At 58.1% G+C, this 18,348-nt stretch carries 10 protein-coding genes and 1 tRNA gene; 5 read left to right on the top strand and 6 right to left on the bottom strand.

Features of this window, described 5'->3' with window-relative positions; genetic code table 11:
- Positions 1-258 carry a hypothetical protein gene (locus GSQ80_RS20340; protein ID WP_158789499.1) on the bottom strand — a complete coding sequence of 86 codons (258 nt, stop codon included), beginning with the start codon at positions 256-258 and terminating at the stop codon, positions 1-3.
- A 202-nt stretch (positions 259-460) separates the two neighbouring features.
- On the opposite strand from GSQ80_RS20340, the gene GSQ80_RS20345 reads away from it, so the two are divergent.
- The 4 genes from GSQ80_RS20345 to gyrB all read left to right on the top strand — a co-directional run bounded on the left by GSQ80_RS20345 (position 461) and on the right by gyrB (position 6,616).
- Positions 461-547: transfer RNA gene (locus GSQ80_RS20345), tRNA-Leu, on the top strand.
- Positions 548-745: 198 nt separating this feature from the next.
- The gene (locus tag GSQ80_RS20350) at positions 746-2,803 is read left to right on the top strand and encodes a M13 family metallopeptidase (RefSeq protein WP_254059819.1); all 2,058 of its coding nucleotides are present in this window, start codon (positions 746-748) and stop codon (positions 2,801-2,803) included.
- A 162-nt stretch (positions 2,804-2,965) separates the two neighbouring features.
- Positions 2,966-3,718 carry an aquaporin Z gene (gene aqpZ, locus GSQ80_RS20355; protein WP_158789500.1) on the top strand — a complete coding sequence of 251 codons (753 nt, stop codon included), beginning with the start codon at positions 2,966-2,968 and terminating at the stop codon, positions 3,716-3,718.
- Between the two features lie 231 nt (positions 3,719-3,949).
- Positions 3,950-6,616: a DNA topoisomerase (ATP-hydrolyzing) subunit B gene (gyrB, locus tag GSQ80_RS20360; protein WP_158789501.1), complete on the top strand. Its 2,667-nt coding sequence runs from the start codon at positions 3,950-3,952 to the stop codon at positions 6,614-6,616.
- 186 nt (positions 6,617-6,802) lie between these two features.
- On the opposite strand, the gene GSQ80_RS20365 is transcribed toward gyrB, so the two are convergent.
- Positions 6,803-10,366: a TonB-dependent receptor gene (locus tag GSQ80_RS20365; protein ID WP_254059820.1), complete on the bottom strand. Its 3,564-nt coding sequence runs from the start codon at positions 10,364-10,366 to the stop codon at positions 6,803-6,805.
- Between the two features lie 150 nt (positions 10,367-10,516).
- Positions 10,517-10,768, bottom strand: coding sequence for a hypothetical protein (locus GSQ80_RS20370; protein WP_158789502.1), 252 nt, complete (start codon positions 10,766-10,768; stop codon positions 10,517-10,519).
- Positions 10,769-11,100: 332 nt separating this feature from the next.
- Between GSQ80_RS20370 and GSQ80_RS20375 the strand changes: the two genes are divergently transcribed.
- Complete coding sequence (locus GSQ80_RS20375) at positions 11,101-11,442, top strand: CHY zinc finger protein (RefSeq protein ID WP_158789914.1); 342 nt, start codon at positions 11,101-11,103, stop codon at positions 11,440-11,442.
- Positions 11,443-11,679: 237 nt separating this feature from the next.
- On the opposite strand, the gene msrB is transcribed toward GSQ80_RS20375, so the two are convergent.
- The 3 genes from msrB to GSQ80_RS20390 form a co-directional block, all read right to left on the bottom strand.
- Positions 11,680-12,306: a peptide-methionine (R)-S-oxide reductase MsrB gene (msrB, locus tag GSQ80_RS20380; RefSeq protein ID WP_158789503.1), complete on the bottom strand. Its 627-nt coding sequence runs from the start codon at positions 12,304-12,306 to the stop codon at positions 11,680-11,682.
- Positions 12,307-12,349: 43 nt separating this feature from the next.
- Positions 12,350-14,113 (bottom strand): cytochrome c biogenesis protein DipZ, encoded by a 1,764-nt coding sequence (locus GSQ80_RS20385; RefSeq protein WP_158789915.1) that lies wholly within the window; start codon positions 14,111-14,113, stop codon positions 12,350-12,352.
- 449 nt (positions 14,114-14,562) lie between these two features.
- Positions 14,563-18,138: a TonB-dependent receptor domain-containing protein gene (locus GSQ80_RS20390; protein WP_158789504.1), complete on the bottom strand. Its 3,576-nt coding sequence runs from the start codon at positions 18,136-18,138 to the stop codon at positions 14,563-14,565.
- Positions 18,139-18,348: the final 210 nt, after the last annotated feature.

Genomic DNA, 18,348 nt, shown 5'->3' on the forward strand with positions numbered 1-18,348 from the left:
CTATCGTGGCGTGTGTTGCTTGATGTACTCCCGCAGCTGCATGTTCAGGTCCAACGCCTTGGTCACGCCGGTATCCATCATGCGGAGCCAGTCACTGGCGGGCTCTTTCAACTCGGCCATATTCAGCAGATAGCTGGTTTGCACGATGATCTCGAGTGCGTTGGACAGGTCATGTGCAAGGCGCCGGATCTCCAGCGCAAGTGCTTCAGGAATCTGCTGCTGCGCGACCGGCTGGTTCTTGGTCGATGGCTCACTCATAGGGCTCCGTACCGCTCCTGTTAAAGGTTAGTGAGTTGGACGATGTATCCTGCGCACAGGATTCGCCCAGTGTAACCTGACCTTCCCGCCTTCGCGCAACCCAGCCGCGAGCCCGCCACCATTGACAGCCAGCGCCCGCTCTGGGAGACTAAGACTTCACGCAGTTCGCGCGGCTGGATACAGCGGTGGCCTCTGATTGTGAGCCGAAATGGCGGAATTGGCAGACGCGCGTGGTTCAGGTCCACGTTCTCGCAAGGGAGTGGAGGTTCGAGTCCTCTTTTCGGCACCAAACTTCAAGAATCAACGCGCAAGCAGCAGTGGAGGTTCGAGTCCTCTTTTCGGCACCAAAATTTAGATTCAACGCGCACATAGCGTAATCCACGCCCATTTGGCGTGGATTTTCAGTTTTAGTCTGCATCCCCCTGATCCCGAATGTCTCGAGCACTGGTTGCCCCTGCTGTACGATGTTGCGCAGGAGATTCCCCCTGTGATCAAGCTTCTGCGTGTCGTTCTCCCCGCTCTCGCGTCTGCTCTCTTCGCCGCCTCGACCTGTTCGGCCCAGCAGCCCGCGCCACAGCCTCTCACCGAGATGCCGTACTCGCCGTCGCTCGATCTCACCAGCATGGATAAGACCGTCGACCCCTGCGTGAACTTTTATCAGTACGCCTGTGGTGGATGGAAGAAACTTAACCCGATCCCCGCGGACCAGGCCACATGGGACGTCTACGCCAAGCTCGCCAATGAGAATCAGCAGTTTCTCTGGGGCATTCTCAAACAGGACGCCAAGGCCACCGACCGTACACCGATCCAGCAGAAGGTTGGCGACTACTTTCAGTCCTGCATGAACAAGGCAGCTATCAATGCGGACGGCGACAAGCCCATTCAGGCTGCGCTCGCCCGCATCGATGCGCTCAATACTCGATCTGAGCTGCTGGCCGCCATTGCCACGCTGCATCACGACGCTCCGGGCAGCTACTTCTTTCGCTCCGGCACCGGGCAGGACGCCATTGATTCCTCGACGATCATCGTCGAGGTCGGCGCCGGCGGTCTGGGTCTGCCCGATCGCGACTATTACCTCAAGACCGACCCCAAGAGCGTGAAGCTGCGCGAGCAGTATGTTGCCTACATCGAGCAGATGCTGACCCTCGGCGGAGAGTCCGCCGCCCAGGCCCACACCGATGCTGCCAGCATCATGCACATCGAGACGGAGCTTGCGAAAGCCTCGCTCACCCGCGTGCAGCAGCGCGATCCGCACAATCTCTATCACATGATGGAGATTGCGGACGTGCAGAAGCTGACCCCCGCGATCAACTGGGCGGACTACTTCAAGCAGCAGGGCGCGCCCGGGCTGGCCAAGCTCAACGTCTCACAGCCGGCGTTCCTCAAGGCTCTGCAGACGGAACTGTCTACAGAAGATGTGGCGGCCTTGCGCGCCTACCTGCGTTTCCATCTGCTCAGCGGCATGGCCTCCTACCTGGCCGAGTCCTACGAGAAGGCGTACTACGGTTTCTATTCCACCACCCTGCGCGGCGTCCCGCAGATGCCGCCACGCTGGAAGACCTGTACGCGCGCCATTGACCGCAATCTTGGTGAGGCGCTGGGCCAGGAGTTCGTGAATCGCACCTTCAGCAAAGAGACCAAGGCTAAGACCGAGTTGATGACGGAGCAGATCGAAGCCGAGATGAAGCACGAGATCGAGAATCTCGACTGGATGAGCCCAGCGACCAAAGAAGAGGCGCTGCGCAAGCTGCACGCCATCCGCAACAAGATCGGCTACCCGGACAAGTGGCGCGACTACACAGCGCTTGAGGTCAAGCCGGACGACTATGCCGGGAACGTCCTCCGCGCCTATCGCTTCAACCAGGCCCGCGAGTGGAACAAGCTGGGCAAACCCCTTGATCGGGACGAGTGGGGCATGACGCCGCCGACCGTGAACGCGTACTTCGATCCGCAGATGAACGACATCAACTTCCCCGCCGGTGTGCTGCAGCCGCCGCTATACGATCCGAAGCTCGACGACGCGCCCAACTACGGCAACACCGGCGCAACGATCGGCCACGAACTCACGCATGCCTTCGACGACGAAGGTCGCCAATTCGACTCCAAGGGCAACCTACGCGACTGGTGGACGCCGGAAGATGCGAAGGGCTTTGAGCAGCGCATCGGATGTGTGCGCACGCAATACGCTGGTTACGTTGTCGTCGACGACATCCACATCACCTCCAAGCTGACCAGCGGAGAAGACGTGGCGGACCTTGGCGGAACGCTGCTGGCCTATATGGCCTGGAAGAAAGAGACGGCGGGAATGCAGCTGCCGAGCCAGGACGGTTTCACGCCCGATCAGCGGTTCTTCGTGGGCATGGCGCAGTGGGCTTGTTCCAATGAGCGGCCGGAGGACGAACGCTTGCGAGCGGCCACCGATGAGCACTCGCCCTCGTTCGCACGCATCAACGGCGTGGTCTCGAATCTTCCTGAATTTCAGAAGGCCTTCGCCTGCAAGGTAGGTCAACCGATGGTGCACGAACCCAACTGCAAGGTCTGGTAGCCCGGGATGTTACGTTTGACCGCGCGGAATTGACGCGGTCAAAGGTATCCCGCTGAAATCAGAGATTCTTTCATCACTGCAGCATGTTTCAGATGTAGACTGACTGCGCTCGCCGTACTTCGTCTTGGTCTCACTGAAATTTCAGGATCATTAGGAGGAAGCATGCAAGTCTCTCTAAGGAATCGCTGTGTCGCCGAATTCTTCGGCACCTTCTGGCTTGTCTTCGGAGGCTGCGGTGCAGCGCTCTTCGCCGCAGGGTTTCCCTCCCTTGGCATCGGGTTTCTGGGGGTAGCGTTCGCCTTCGGGCTTACGGTTCTCACCATGGCCTACGCCATCGGACACATCTCCGGCTGTCACCTTAACCCTGCTGTGACGCTCGGCCTGGTCGCGGGCAAGCGCTTTCCGGCCAAAGAGATTCTGCCTTACTGGGTTGCGCAGGTGGCTGGAGCTCTGGTCGCATCCGGCGTGCTGTACATCATCTTTACCGGCCGCGATACCTGGGCCCTGAACGGGTTCGCTGCCAACGGCTACGGCCTCCATTCTCCCGGCGGCTACAACCTGCTCGCGTGCCTGGTTGCGGAGATGCTGCTCACCTTCTTCTTCATCCTCGTCATCCTCGGCGCGACCGACGAGCGGGCGGCGAAAGGTCTCGCTCCGCTGGCTATTGGTCTTTGCCTCACGCTGATTCACCTGATCAGCATTCCCATCACGAACACCTCCGTAAACCCGGCGCGCTCTACCGGCCCGGCGATCGTGGTGGCCGCGGGGGGCGATTTCTGGGCGCTGGGTCAACTGTGGCTGTTCTGGGTCGCGCCACTGATCGGCGGCCTGCTGGCAGGGCTCTTCTACAACGCAATTCTGGCCGAGCACCTGCCGCCACCGGTTGCTGAAAAGCCGATCACCTTCTCAGCCTGACCGAACCTCTAACTGCACCAGATAAAGGCCCTGGAGCCGCACGTTCCGGGGCCTTTTCTGCGTCTCTCCCAAGACCCCCAAAGGGGTGCTTTCCATGGGTCGCGCGAGCCTCCAAAAAGGGGCCGGAACGTGCTATACTTAGGAGTCGAGAAAACTGGTCAATCGCCAGTATTTTCAAGGGTTTTGCAACTTTTTGTGACCCCAGCCTGAACCCATTGGAGCGTCCCGTTCGTGCCTGAAGAAACTACCCCTGCCACAGCCGCCAGCCAGACCCCTCCTCCGCCTGCCGCGTCCGCGGCTCAAGTCGATCCGGGAAGCTATTCCGCGGAAAATATTACGATCCTCGAAGGCCTTGCCGCTGTCCGCCTGCGCCCCGCCATGTACATCGGCTCAACTGGCGAAATGGGTCTGCATCATCTGGTCTACGAAGTTGTCGATAACTCGGTCGACGAAGCGCTTGCTGGCTATGCCACGCGCATCGATGTCACCATCCATGTCGACAACTCCATTACCGTCGTTGATGATGGCCGCGGCATTCCTGTCGACAATAAAACCTTACCCACTGGCGAGACCATGCCCGCCGTGCAGGTGGTCCTCACCATGCTGCACGCTGGCGGCAAGTTTGACGCTTCCAACTACAAGGTCTCGGGCGGCCTGCATGGCGTCGGCGTAAGCTGCGTCAATGCGCTGAGCGAAGCGCTCGAGGTCGAGATCTGGCGCGACGGCTTTACCTGGGAGATGGACTACTCCAAGGGCGACCCCATCTCGGAGCTTCGCAAGATGGGCCCGTCCAAGCGTCGCGGCACCAAGATTCACTTCCTTCCGGATCGCACCATCTTCACCGTCGTCGAGTACAACTTCGACACGCTCGCCAACCGTCTCCGCCAGCTTGCGTTCCTCAACAAGGGCATCGAGATCACACTCACCGACGAGCGCCAGGCCGACGCCAAGGGTGAACCCAAGTCGCAGACCTACAAGTACACCGGCGGTATCGCGGAGTTCATCAAGCTGCTCAATAAGGGCAAGCAGGTGCTGCACGAAAAGCCTATCTACATGGAGACCGAGCAGGGCAACGTCGTCATGGAAATTGCGCTGCAATATAACGACGCGTACTCCGAGACGGTCTTTAGCTTCGCGAACAACATCAACACGGTCGACGGAGGAACCCACCTTTCGGGTTTCCGCACCGCGCTCACGCGCACCATCAACGTCGCTGGCCAGCAACTCGGGCTTTTCAAGGACGTCAAAGAGAATCTCTCCGGCGATGACGTGCGCGAAGGTCTCGTCGCGGTCGTCAGCGTGAAGCTTCCGCAGCCGCAGTTCGAAGGCCAGACCAAGGGCAAGCTCAACTCCGACATCGCCGGCATCGTGCAGGCATTCGTGAACGAGCGCCTGGGTGCCTTCCTGGAGCAGAATCCCCCGATTGCGAAGAAGATCATCAACAAAGCGATTGATGCTGCGAGAGCGAGAGAAGCTGCTCGCAAGGCTCGCGACCTCACCCGCCGTAAGGGTGCTCTCGATGGCGGCGGCCTTCCCGGCAAGCTAGCCGATTGCTCCGAGCGCAAGCCTGAGCTGTGCGAGCTGTATCTGGTCGAGGGCGAGTCGGCCGGTGGAACCGCCAAGCAGGGACGCGATCGTAAGTTCCAGGCCATCCTTCCGCTGAAGGGCAAGATCCTCAACGTGGAGAAGGCCCGCTACGACAAGATGCTCGGACACGAGGAAATTCGCGCCATGATCACAGCGCTTGGCTGTGGTATCGGCAAGGACGACTTCGATATCGCGAAGCTGCGCTACGGCAAGCTCATCCTGATGACCGATGCCGACGTCGACGGATCGCACATCCGCACGCTGTTGCTCACCTTCTTCTTCCGCCACATGCAGGAGCTCATTCTGCGCGGCCACGTCTTCATCGCGCAGCCGCCACTGTACCGGATCAAGAAGGGCAAGTTCGAGCAGTACATCAAGGACGAGCGCGAGTACGTGCAGGTGATGGTGAAGCGCGCCTCTGATGGCATGATCATTCGCTACGGTGAGGGCGGCGCGAAGCTCGAGGGCAAAGAGCTCACCAAGTACATGGCCTCGCTCAACGACTACCTCGGCTTCTTCGACAAGGTCGCTAAGCGCCTGCGCAACGAAGAAGTAGTTCGCATCTTCGCCGAGATCTTCGCGAGCGAAGGCAAGGACTCCATCCGCCGCGCGGACTTTGAGACCGACGCCAAGTTGAAGCAGATGCAAACTCGCCTGAAGGCGATCGAGCGCACGTATCAGTTCAAGTCGGTCTCTGCCGTCGAGTTCGACGAAGAGCATCGCACCTACTCGATCACCTACGTCGACGCGCAGGGTGCGCCCCGTCACATCGACTGGACGCTCGCTGCTGCACCTGAGTCGCGCCAGCTGCTGGCAAAGCACGCGCAGATCCGCGAGCAGCTCGTTGGACCGTTCCTGGTCGAGTATGCCGGCAAAGCCGCCTCGGCCGCCTCCAAGTCTGTCGAAGAGCAGGCCGAGCAGGAGCTCGAGGATACCGAAGAGGTTGAGCTCGAGGGCGCCATGGATGCCGGTGCCGCTGCAGTCGAGGCCGTTGCGAAGCCCGTCAAGCGCTCCGCCAAGGTCTCGCAGGATCCGGTCGAGAAGAAGACCCCTCGCGAGGTTTTCGAATATGTCATCGAGCAGGGTCGCAAGGAATACTCAGTCCAGCGCTACAAGGGCCTCGGAGAGATGACCGCACCGCAGCTCTGGGAAACCACGATGGATCCTGCCCGCCGCACGTTGGTGCAGGTCAAGCTCGAAGACATTGCAGCCACCGAAGAGATCTTCACGACGCTGATGGGCGAAGATGTCGAGAGCCGCCGCAAGTTCATCGAAGACAACGCGCTGGACGTCAAGAACCTAGACATCTAACCGGAGAAGTGTGTGTAGCCGGATCGATATCGTCCAGGTCAGCATGTAGCAGCCGATCGCTCACTGCGGTATAGACCGTTTAGTGGGCGGTCGACTCGATCGTCATATGTGACGAGCAGGCGTACGAGATCCGACTCAAGATCTCGAACTCTTTCGTCATCATGAAGACCTCCTAAGCACTGCGAATCAAAAGTTGAACTTTACTGCACCTTGAAGGATGCGAGGAGCTGCAGCGCTGATGACTTCGCCGAATGTTGAGCTGCCGATATCCCCATCCACGGAACTTGGGCCGTTGAACTGGGTGTGATTGAAGACATTGAAGGCATCCAGACGAAATAAGAGAGACGTTGTCGCGGTGAGCCTCAACTTTTTCGCAATGGCCATGTCGTAGTTGTCCTCGCCCGGGCCATAGAAAAAACGCCGCTTCGCATTCCCCGGAGTGCCGAGAGCGTTCATGCTGAACACTGTGGTGCTGAAATAACTATTCCCATTGGTGCGGGGATTATGGCTTAGTTGCAGAGGGCCGCCGTCGTAATCAGGCTCGTCGATGCTGCTGTTGTTGATTCCGTTTGGATTTGTCCCGATGAGTGAGTTATCGCCGTTGTTGACCATCGTCACCGGAAACCCGCTGGCAAAATGGGTGATGCCAGAGAGGGACCAGCCCTCGGTCAGGCGGTTCGGATGGAAGAGTTGATCAAAAGGCAGCTGGTATTCGTAGCTGACAACGACGTTGTGTTTCACGTCGAACGCGGAGATCGCATAACTCAGCGCGGGGTTGAAAGGATTTACTTCCTCAGCTGGGTTCGACGATTGATCGAGTGACTTCCCATAGGTATAAGCAACGGCGAACTCGAGCCGTCCACTGGTGTGGCGCACACTTAGTTCAAGAGCGTTGTAGTTCGCGTTGCCAATCGTCGATTGCAACGCGTTGCTACCGAAGTTCGGTCCCAGCGGTCCGCGGGTTCCATTCACAACCCCACCACCCACTGGATAGTAGACGCCGTTCTCGCCACCGGGACCACAAGTTGGGGTGCCCGCAACTACCTCGCTGGCCTGACTGAGGCTCAGGCACAACGCGGGATCGCCGGGATTCGGCTCGATCAGCACCCGCTGATGATGGCTGGCGGTACCGACATAACTCGCGCTGAAGACGGTATCGGGACCGGCCTGGCGTTCGATCGAGAGCATCCATTCCTCCGTGTAAGGAACTTTGCCGTGAACGTCATATCCGGGAATGCCGCTGATTGGCTCGAAGTTGGCCCAGTCGATATTCGCGTCAGGGTTGCTGCGCGATGAATCCAACGGAGCGAAGGTATACGGAAACGGCTGACCATTATTCTCGCCTGTAGAAGCCGTAATGAACGGTGTCGCGAAGAGTGGGGGCAGAGGGCTCGTATAGGTCGTTCCATATGGAGCATTGGCCGCAAGCACTCCGATCGAGAGTGCATCGATGGCGGTGTAGAACATGCCAGCGCTGGCGCGAATGCTTGTCGTCCCGGCAGGGCCGAGAACTTTCGCAAGCAAGCTACCCGACGGTCCTTCTGGCGACCATGCCAAACCAACACGCGGGGCAAAACTCCGGTTGCTGATTGGCGCAAGGGTATCGGGTACCGTTCCGCCACCCGGCAGAGGATCGCCCGGATAGAGGATTCCCGCCGGCGCACCGGGGAAGACCGCCGACTGCGCACCCGCAACAAAGGTCGAGATCTGGTTATACTTTTCAGTCCATGGAGCGATGCGGTCCCAGCGCAAACCATAGTTCAGCGTAAGGTTTGGCGCGAGGCGCCAGCTGTCCTGCGCGAAGAGGCCAACGTATTTGTTACGCGCATAAAACGGGTTCAGCTGGCTTTGGTTGTATTGATTGGGTACGCCGATGAGGAAGTCGGCGAAGTCGACGCCCGTCTCTTGTCCGGAGAAGACGAAGCTGCCGTTGAATTGGGCAATGGGATGCGCGTTAACCTGGTCGAAATGTGTCTCGCCGCCAAACTTGAGGGTGTGGGCGCCGAGCACCTTGGAGAAGGCATCGGTTACCTCATAAGTGTTGTTAGCCTGTGTGAGCTGGTTTGCCGCAGCGCCCGTGGAATAGCTATTGAAGTTAAGATTCTCGACACTCTCACCCTTCGGATCGAGAGAGACGATACTTGGTGTTCCATCCGCATTCTCAAAGCCCTGCGAGACGAGGCTGACGCCGACGCCACCGATGGGCTGGCCGAGATTCGTGTAGTCGCGCGTATAGCTGAGGTGGAGTTCATTGAATGTTGTCGCATTCAGCATCTTGGTATCGCCAAGGGAGATGAGCTGAGCGCGGCCTGTCGTGAGCGCGTTGAAACCCGGGACGCTGGCTCCGCTCTGCGCGACAGGATAAGGGTTGTTGAGGCTGAAGTCATCGATAAAATAATAGGCCGACAGCAGACCCACGTGGGTCTGCGCGTCGACACGAACCGCACCCTTGTCGTCGCGGAGGATCTGGTTATACGCAGAGGTGGCGAATGACCCGTTGGCGGTATTTGGAGCCGGAATATACTGCAGCATTCGTTGCGCCGGAACGGACCACGCTTGTGTAGGAATCACGGCATTGGGAAAGACGCACTCGGCCGAAGTCGTGCATCCTGCGACGTAATAGGGTTCGCCTGGAACGACGCTATAACCTAACTCCTGCGTAAGAAGTGTGGCGAAGTAGGGCCCGCCGACGGTCCCGACAAGGTTCGCTGCTTGGTCTGCAAGGTTTCCTGTGCGATCGGCATTGGAGGGCACGCCGATGTTTCCGGTATCGATGCCCTGGGTCTGCCGAGTGCCTTGATAATCGACGAAGAAAAAGACTTTGTCATGATGAATGGGGCCGCCGAAGGTGCCGCCAAACTGGTTTTGGTTGAATGCGCCACGAGTAGGCGAAAAGTAGTTGCGCGCATCCAGAGCCGTGTTGCGAAGGAAGTCGAAGGCATTGCCGTGAAACCGATTTGTTCCAGATTTGGTGATCACGTTGATCTGACCACCGCTGAACTCCCCGTACTCTGCGTCGAAGTTGCTAGTCACAATACGAAACTCTGCGATCGAATCAAGGTTGGGAACGATCGAAGTACCAGCGTTTACGTCCTCTTCTGTATCGCTTCCATTCACACTGAAGTAGTTGGCGAACTCCCTTTGACCGTTGACCGAGATTGTTCCAGGATTGAGGGTTCCTGAAGGATTAAGGACGGTCGCTCCGACGTCCTGCACAGTGGTGGAAGTAATCGACGTCGCGGGAGCTACGCCGGCCTGCAATGAAAGAAGGTCCGTAAAGCTACGGCCATCGAGAGGCACTGCTGTCATCTGTCTGCCAGTAATAACCTGGCCCATTTGCGTGCTCGTCGTCTCGACATGCAATGCATCGTCAACCACAATTACCGTCTCAGCAACACTGCCCACTTCCAGGATAGCGTCGAGAGTCAGGGCAGCATTGGTGTCAAGCGTGATCCCCGTACGCTGATATCCGCGAAATCCAGTCGCTTGCACATCGAGCTCATACCGGCCCACTGGCAGCACCGGGAAGGTATAGGTTCCTCGGCCATCGGTGTGGCTCTGATAAGAGAGTCCGGTATTCACTTCGCGCACGACCACATTCGCCTTTGCAACGACTCGTCCCGAGGGATCCTTGATGGTGCCCGAGATGCTCCCGCCGACGCTGGCCCATGCCATTGCAGAAGAGAAGACAATCACCACCAACAACGCTCTTACCCCTGCGGAAACCAATTTCCTGATGATCCTACTCATTACTCTGTCCAGTCTTTCTTGTGCTATTCCTGATTCGTGAAGGTGAATGATTTGGTTGGCGTTGAACTGTTAATCGATCGTGATGGGCACGCTCGCGCTCACCTGGGATTGCGAAGTCCCACTCCCGGCGGTTCCAGTGACCGCGACGTTCTAGGTTCCTTTCGGCGGACCGGGATCGCTGGCTGTGCCCGTGCCACCGCTGCAGTCGACCGCAGTTCTGCCGCGTCCGAACCCGGACGTGGCGTGTGCGACCGTCTTCGCCGTGACCTGAGCCGACATACCGCCGCGCCCAAGATGTGCCGGCGCGCTGGTCTGCGCTCCGACCGTGCTCACAGAAACCGCAATTGCAAGAAATAGAGAACTAACTTTCAAGCGCCCATAGCTAAATGTCTTACGACTCATCGCCCTGCCTCAAAGCGCACACGTTCGTCCTTGGCCATAAAGATCGTTGGCCATTGTGACAGTTGAAGTTTTGCGGGCGGGAACCCTATAGTGAGGGAAGCCCGCAGCTTACGGCTGTGGTCTTCCAGATCCTCGCGGTCTCTGCCAAGAGTCAGCCGCGGGGATCTGGTCTATGTCTGAGGCGCTTGTCTCTAGCCTCCGGCGGATCAATTGATATACGACTAAGTAGGTCCGAGATCAATATACGACAAGCATGGTCTGATATCAAGGGGCCCTGATAGAAGGAATATCTGTGCTCTTCGTCAAATCCCGCGGCATTTATGTCTGAAGATATGCCCGATGTCTACGGGATTGATCTGGACGCGCAGACTCGCTGTCTCCACTACCACAGTCGTCTCGACATCGTTGCAATCAGGATGAAGTGTTGCGGGCTTTACTATGCGTGCAGGGAATGCCACGACGCGCTCGCGGATCATGCTCCGAAGGTTTGGCCTCTGAGCGAATGGGATCAAGAGGCGGTGTTATGCGGTGCGTGCGGTACGGAGTTGACCGTAAGGCAGTACCTGGACAGTTCGAGCCGCTGCCCTCAATGCGCGGCTTCGTTTAATCCCGGATGCCAGAATCACGCTCATCTCTACTTCGAAACAATCGGCTCGTCTGACCAGAGCGTATAGAGCGGGTGTTTCCGGCTGCGATGTCTAGGCCGTATAGGTTCGTCCCAGACCGAGCGCGGCGAGTCCTTTGCGATAAGTGATGGAGCTTCGGTCCGCAGGAAAGTGCGCTTCATCCCGAGGCAATGTAGCTTCAGCTGGCGCCTTAGGAGCGAGCAGATCGGACGTCTGAACAAAGGCGTGTGAGGCGGCATGCACCATTATGAGCGCAAGGTTGAACTCGAATCAATGAACATGCTGCTAGGCGAGTTTTACGAAGTGCATGGCCGCAGAGTTCATGCAGTAGCGGAGGCCGGTGGGCGCTGGTCCGTCGTTGAAGACGTGCCCCAGGTGGGCGTCGCACTCGCGACAGGAAACTGCGGTGCGTTCCATGCCGAGCGTGTCATCACTTGTCTCGACGATGTTTTGCTTGGCGATGGGTTGGTAGAAGCTGGGCCAGCCAGTTCCGGAATCGAACTTGGTGTCGGAGTTAAAGAGGGCGTTGTCGCAGCAGACGCAGCGAAAGATTCCGTGGTCGTGGAGATCCCACGTGCTGCCTGAGTAGGGTCGTTCAGTGTCGGCGCGGCGCGTCACCGAGTAAGAGATGGGCGAGAGCTGCGCGCGCCATTCGGCGTCCGTCTTGATCACGCGCGGGACCGTCACCTTGCCGGTAGCTTGGCCGTTGGCAGCAAACTGAATGATGGTCACCGTGCCCGGCTTCGCATTCGCCTCCACGCTGATGAGCGATGGCCGATGCAAGAACCATAGAGCTGCTGCGCCGCATGCGCCGGCACCGGTGATGACGAAGGCGCGGCGGCTGGTACGCTGCGCGGGGGTAGAGTTCTGGAGTTCTGGAACTGGAGAACTGTTATCAGAAGGGATCTGCATTTTAGTGCCTCATTCGATTTGACGAGCGTTAGGGCGAAGGGTTTCAGCCGAAGGTGAAGGAGAAAGCCTCGACACCGGGACTAAGGAATTCGATGCGGAAGGTGCGGTCGCGGATGGTACCGTTCTGGCGAACCAACTGGTAGAGGCGGTTGTCCGTGACGGTGCCGTAGCCGTCGGCGTCGGTATCGGCTCCATGGTCTTCACCCGGTGCCTTGCCGTCGAGGGTGATGCGGAAGCGAATGGGCTTGCCATCGCTCGAAGGCCCAAGCACGAGGTGGAGATCGCGGGCGTGGAAACGGTAAACGATCGCCGCGGAAGCGCTGAGCGACGTGGCAATCATGCCCTCGTCTTTCCATTGGCCACTGAAGGCCCACTGGTTGAGTTGCAGCGTGGTGGGGGCGCCATAGAGCTTAGGGGCGTCCTGATTAAAGCCGCCCGGGGAGGCGAAGTGCTCGGCACGCTCGTAGCCGATGTAGGTTTCGGGTGAAAGGAGGTCGCTGGTGTCGGGAGCGGCTTCGGCACCAGCGGCAGCGATGGGACTCGCCGCTCCGGGTAGCGGCTTGTGGTTGGCTTCTTCGAGCAGGCTGCGAATCTGCTGCTCGGATTCGTCGTAACTGCCTTCCCCGAAGTGGTGCTCGCGGATATGGCCCTGGGCATCGATGAGGTAGTCCGCTGGCCAGTATTCATTCTGGAAGTTGCGCCAGATGCGGTAGTCGTTATCCATCGCGACGGGGTAGGTAATACCGAGATCCTTCACCGCTTTGCGCACGTTGGCCTCGTCCTTCTCGAAGGCAAACTCCGGCGTGTGCACACCGATGATGACCAGACCGTCATTCTTGTACTTTTCATTCCATGCCTTGACGTAAGGCAGCGTGCGCAGACAGTTAATACAGGAGTACGTCCAGAAATCTACCAGGACAACCTTGCCACGGAGATCTGACGCAGTAAGCGGAGCAGAGTTAATCCAGGCAGTAGCGCCCGCAATCTTCTCAAGCGCGGGCGCTTTCGAGCCGTCGACGGCTGATGGGCCCGTCATGGCACCGGCTGCATTGTTCTTGCCCTGGTCATTCGGAGCTCCGGTTGGTTGGCCTGGGGAACGAAACTTGTCGACGAGCCGCTGCTCGAAGCTGGAGGTACTGGCGAGGGAAAGACGAGAGAGAACTCCACGGTCCAGGCCGAACGCAACGGCCACAACACCTGCGAGGATCGCAACGCCGAGGACCCGGCGAATCCACTCCTCTGCGCCGAGCGAGCGCTTCATGGCAGCAAACGCCTTGCCTCCCGCAAGCAAGGCAATCGCGAGCGAAGTTGCCGCACCTGCGGCGTAAACCAGTAGCAGCAGCACGGTGCGAGCGCTGGCGCCACCGAGCGCTGCCGTGGTTAGGATGATGCCGAGAATTGGGCCCGCGCAGGGTGCCCACAGGAGCCCCGTCCCAATTCCAAGCAGAAAGGAGTTCGCAATGCTCGGGCCGGCTTCAGGATTTCTGGAAAGCCTGCTGCCCAGGCTCACAATTGGTCGCGAGATCCGCTCGGCGAGGGAGGAGAAGAGTAGCGTGAGACCGAAAATTCCAAACAGAACCAAGGCGGCGATACGACCAAACTGGTTTGCTCTGACCACCCACCCGCCACCTACGGTCGCTAGACTCGCTACCAGCGCAAACGTGACGGCCATGCCCGCCAACAGTGGAAGACCGCTCTTGCGAAACGGCTGGTCGGAACGAGCGAATACAAACGGGAGCACCGGAAGAATGCACGGGCTGAGGATCGTAAGAATGCCACCAAAGTACGCCAACAATAGCAAAAACATCAGATTCACCGAACCTCTCGAACTCTCCGTAGACCGGTGTACGTCGATCTACTTGTACCACTGCCCATCTTAGCCCGAACCTTCCTTAGAGATTACGAATCTAAACCGCCTCCGGTTTGGAAACGCTGTCATTTAGACGCGGATTGTCGACAAAGGCTCCCACCAGACGGACGGCCTCTTCAAGAAACCGCCGACCTTCCCCCGGTGAACTCGCTACCGCGTACCGCCCACGTTTGCGCGCGAGGTTCTATCCCGCACAGCTACTTCGAATGACACCACCATCATCGAGAAGCTCTCAGAATCTGTTTGAACACACAGAAGATTATTGGCAACATCCGCTTCCAACAACTGAAAGGATCGCGAGTGCCACGAAACCAGAAGGCCGATTCGCTCCAGCGCTCGCTGGACAATCTGCGAATCAGGCCTTCGGGTCGCGCTCGAACGATTTGCTAGAACAGGAGCCGACCTCCAACCTGGATGACGCGCATAGCGGATGCGCCAGTGATGGTACCAAAGGTTCCGCTATTGAACGTACCGGCGGGGGCGCTTAGGCTCACCATGTTGAAGACGTTGGTCGCCTCACCACGGAATTGGAACTTGATGCGTCCGTGGATCGTGAAGTCCCGAAAGATGGCTGCATCGACGTCCCGATATCCCGGCGCATCCAGGGCGTTGACGCGCACTGTTCCATCCAGATGCGATGGCCCAGCACCCGCAGGGCATCCTGCTGCACCGTTTTTGCAGTATGCGGAGGTGTTGAACCACTTCTCCGTGGATGCGGTAAGAACGGACCGCTGGTAGGGAATCAAGTGGGCTGTTTGCCCGGGAAGAATATTGGGGCGATCATTCGTGTCGCCGTCCAAATTGTCATCCGTACCCGTGGTGATGCTGAACGGTTTGCCGCTGTGTAGATTGACAATTGCCGAGATCGACCAGCCATTGAGCAGCGTTCGGACCACCACATTCGCATGCCCAAAGTAGTCAGGCTTCCACACCGCCGACACAACAAGCTGGTGACGCATATCGTTGTCTTCACGTTGCCGCTCCAATGAGAGGTCGTGGTAATCTTCGGGCTCTGTTGCAGCACTGTTGCCTATGTTGCCGGTTGTCTGAAGCGACGCGCTGGCCAGACCCTTGCTCCAGATATAGAAGCCGTTGAGACTCAGGTGTTCGCTCAAGCGCTTGACGACGGTGACTTGAAGCCCGTTATAGTTCGTTGTCTGGCCATCCGTGATCACGTAAGCATTGCTCATGTACTTTGATCCAACCGCTGGGTTGGCGCAGGTATTCACAGTAGCAAAGGGGATTGCGTCATAGGGTCGGCGGCAGTTGACGTCGCCCGTGGTGTTGGAGGCCGGGTTTGCGGTGTTGTAGATGGGCGCATTTTCATCGATGAACAGCGGAAGTTTGCGGCTGAACGCTCCGACGTACGAGATACCGAGGGCGAGGTCGCGAGTGAGTTGTTGCTGCACGCCGAAGTTTGCCTGGACGTTATATGGCCAACGCATTCCTTTCTGAACAAAGACAAGCGACGCCGGAGATACGTAACGGGGATTCGTCTTGTCGTAGACATAGGGAAATGGAGACGTGCAGCCGGCGAAGTCCTGGCAGTCAGTCGAGTAGATGTTCTGCAAACTTACAACGTGCGTGAATGCGTTCGTTTCGCGGACGGCGAACGGCTGGAAGTTCTGAGACAGCATCCATTCATTTCCGGAGATGGTATCGAAGAAGAGTCCAGCACCTCCGTGGAAGACGGTTCGACCGTTGTTATAGGGGTCAAACGCGAAGCCCACACGCGGCGAGACGTGGTTATAGTTCGTGTCGACACCGCCGGCGGGAACGCCGGGATCTCCGGGGAAAAGCTGCCCTAGCATTGCGTTGGGGGAAACTGTCGACTGCACGCCGGGCTCGAAGACGGCGATGCGGCGCTGAGTATCGGTGGGCGCGGTTTGAACGTCATAACGCAGGCCAAGGTTCACCGTAAGCTTAGGGAACACGCGCCAATCATCTTGAGCAAAGATGCCGTAGTTCCAGTAGTTTTCATTCGCGTCGTCGGGCGAATCCTGGCTCATGGTGTTGGGGTGGCCGATCAGGAAGTCGGATATGGCAACGCCGGTTCTGGTGTAGGTTGATTGACCGGATGCGGTGCTTGGAACCGTCGCGCTCGTAAAGTTGAAGACGCCGTAATTATTCAGCAGCGTCTCTAAGCGGTCCTTTTCAAGATAGACCTCTCCGCCGATGTTGATCGTATGCCGACCGCGTGTCGTGCTGAACACGTCGCGGAAACCGTAGATGTTATCGCCCGCTAGAGGCCCGCTGATGGCATTCGAAAGCGTGAAAAAGTTGGAGACGCTGATGTCTGGAAGGGATGGGGTTCCCTGCACATTGATGTCAGAACCATACGCGGAAAGCGTCTCGGCAGGATTACTGATGCGTCCAGCCAGCATGCGCGAGAAGTTGATCCACACCTGATTTACCGAGCGCGGCGTCACTGTCCAGACATCGCTGGCATTGGCATTTTGCTGACGAAAGGCATAATTCGAGAGTGCCCAGCCCGGAAGCGTGCCTCCTGATGGCAGCTCGATTTGCGATCCGTTCGCTTGAAAGTAGGAGAGCGTCACACGATGGTTCGTGAAGGTCTGAAAGTCACCTTTGATCAGGAACTCGTTGTTTTCTTGTGGCAAGCCCTGGTTTCCGACGAAACGATTATCCGGTGTCGGCCGGTCGGGCGAGGGCATCGGAACATTCTTGGCCAGCACGGCCGCCGCGACCGGATCGGGAACATAATTCGGATCCAGATCAAGACGGTTTCCAGGTACTGGTTGATGGTTCACCGGGTCGCAGACAATGAATCGCCCACCGTAGTTCGTCACTGATTTATCCGCGGCTGAAAGAGTAGTCGCGCAAGCTCCAAGGCCATGCGCGATTGTGGTGGACGTAGGAAGATTCTCAGAGAAATTGCCAGCCCTTTGCAGCGCGTCGGGCACAACTGTGTTGTAGTTTTGCGGTGTCACCTCCCGCAGTCCACCGTAGCTCCCAAAGAAGAAGATCTTGCTCTTCTGGACGGGTCCGCCGACGGTGGCGCCGAACCGGTTGATATGTTGCGGGGTTCGCGTTGTCTGAAGATAGCTGTCCGAGTTGAAGTTCGTTTCCTGGTGAAACTCGTACACCGATCCATGGACCTGGTTGGTTCCGGACTTGGTCAGGACTGAAACAACGCCCGCTCCGGTGCGACCATACTCTGCGCTGAAGTTGTTGGTCTGCACGTCAAACTGGTCGATGGCGTCCGGATTGGGAATGAAATTTCCTGTGGCGCGAACGCCTGTCATGTTGATGCCGCCGTCGAGGTAATACGTTACCTGTCCCACCATGTTGTCAGAGGAACCGTTGATGATCACGTGTTCCATTGGCAGACCGATGGAGTTTTCGTTCTGCACGCTCTGCACGCCAGCCGTAAGGTTGAGGAGCTGGTAGGCGTCGCGACTTACCAGCGGAAGGTTATCCACCTCTTGATTGGAGATGGTCCGGCCGAGTACGGAGTTCGCTGTGTTCACCAGCGGTACCGTCTCTGTAACTGTGACCACGGTGTTTTCGGAACCCACCTTGAGGGCATAGTTCAGTGCAGCCTCTTGCGTGCCGGTCAGCACAATACCGTTCCGCACGATCTCGGTAAACCCGGGCGCGCTCACCTTAGCCGAGTAAGGCCCAAGGGGCAGAAACTCCGCGCGATATTCTCCTTGGCTGTCCGTAATGACGGTACGGGTGAAGTTAGTCTGCGTCTGGGTCAAAATGATCGTCGCACCTGGAACTGCCGCTCCCGACGAGTCGGTAACATCGCCAAACGCCGTCGCCGTGGAGAGTTGTGCAAGGGCATGCGCCGGGGCAATGAGAAGAAGCACCGCCACCGCCAGGAAGCAGAGGAAAGCTCGCTGAGTGCGATTTCCTGTTTCATGTCCCCGGGGGCCTTGAGAGTGTCGCGTAAGGGATGCATTTCGCTTCGTGCTGGCTTGGTTCTGTGACGTCATGGCGATTCTCCTGAAGTGCTGCGGCCTCACGCGATTCCGCTTGCGAAGTGTCTTTCCGGCTGCGGAATTCGTTCTTTGAGTGGCACGCACACCGTCAGCCTTGCTTTATGCCGCTGGCAAGTGACTAACGGTTTGGTTCACCGTCTGGAATATATCTGCTTGTAAATAAAGTAGTTAGAATGGACGCTACACTTGTGACAAACATGCCGT

Origin of the sequence: Granulicella sp. L46, from assembly GCF_009765785.1 — a bacterium.
Lineage (GTDB): Bacteria > Acidobacteriota > Terriglobia > Terriglobales > Acidobacteriaceae > Granulicella.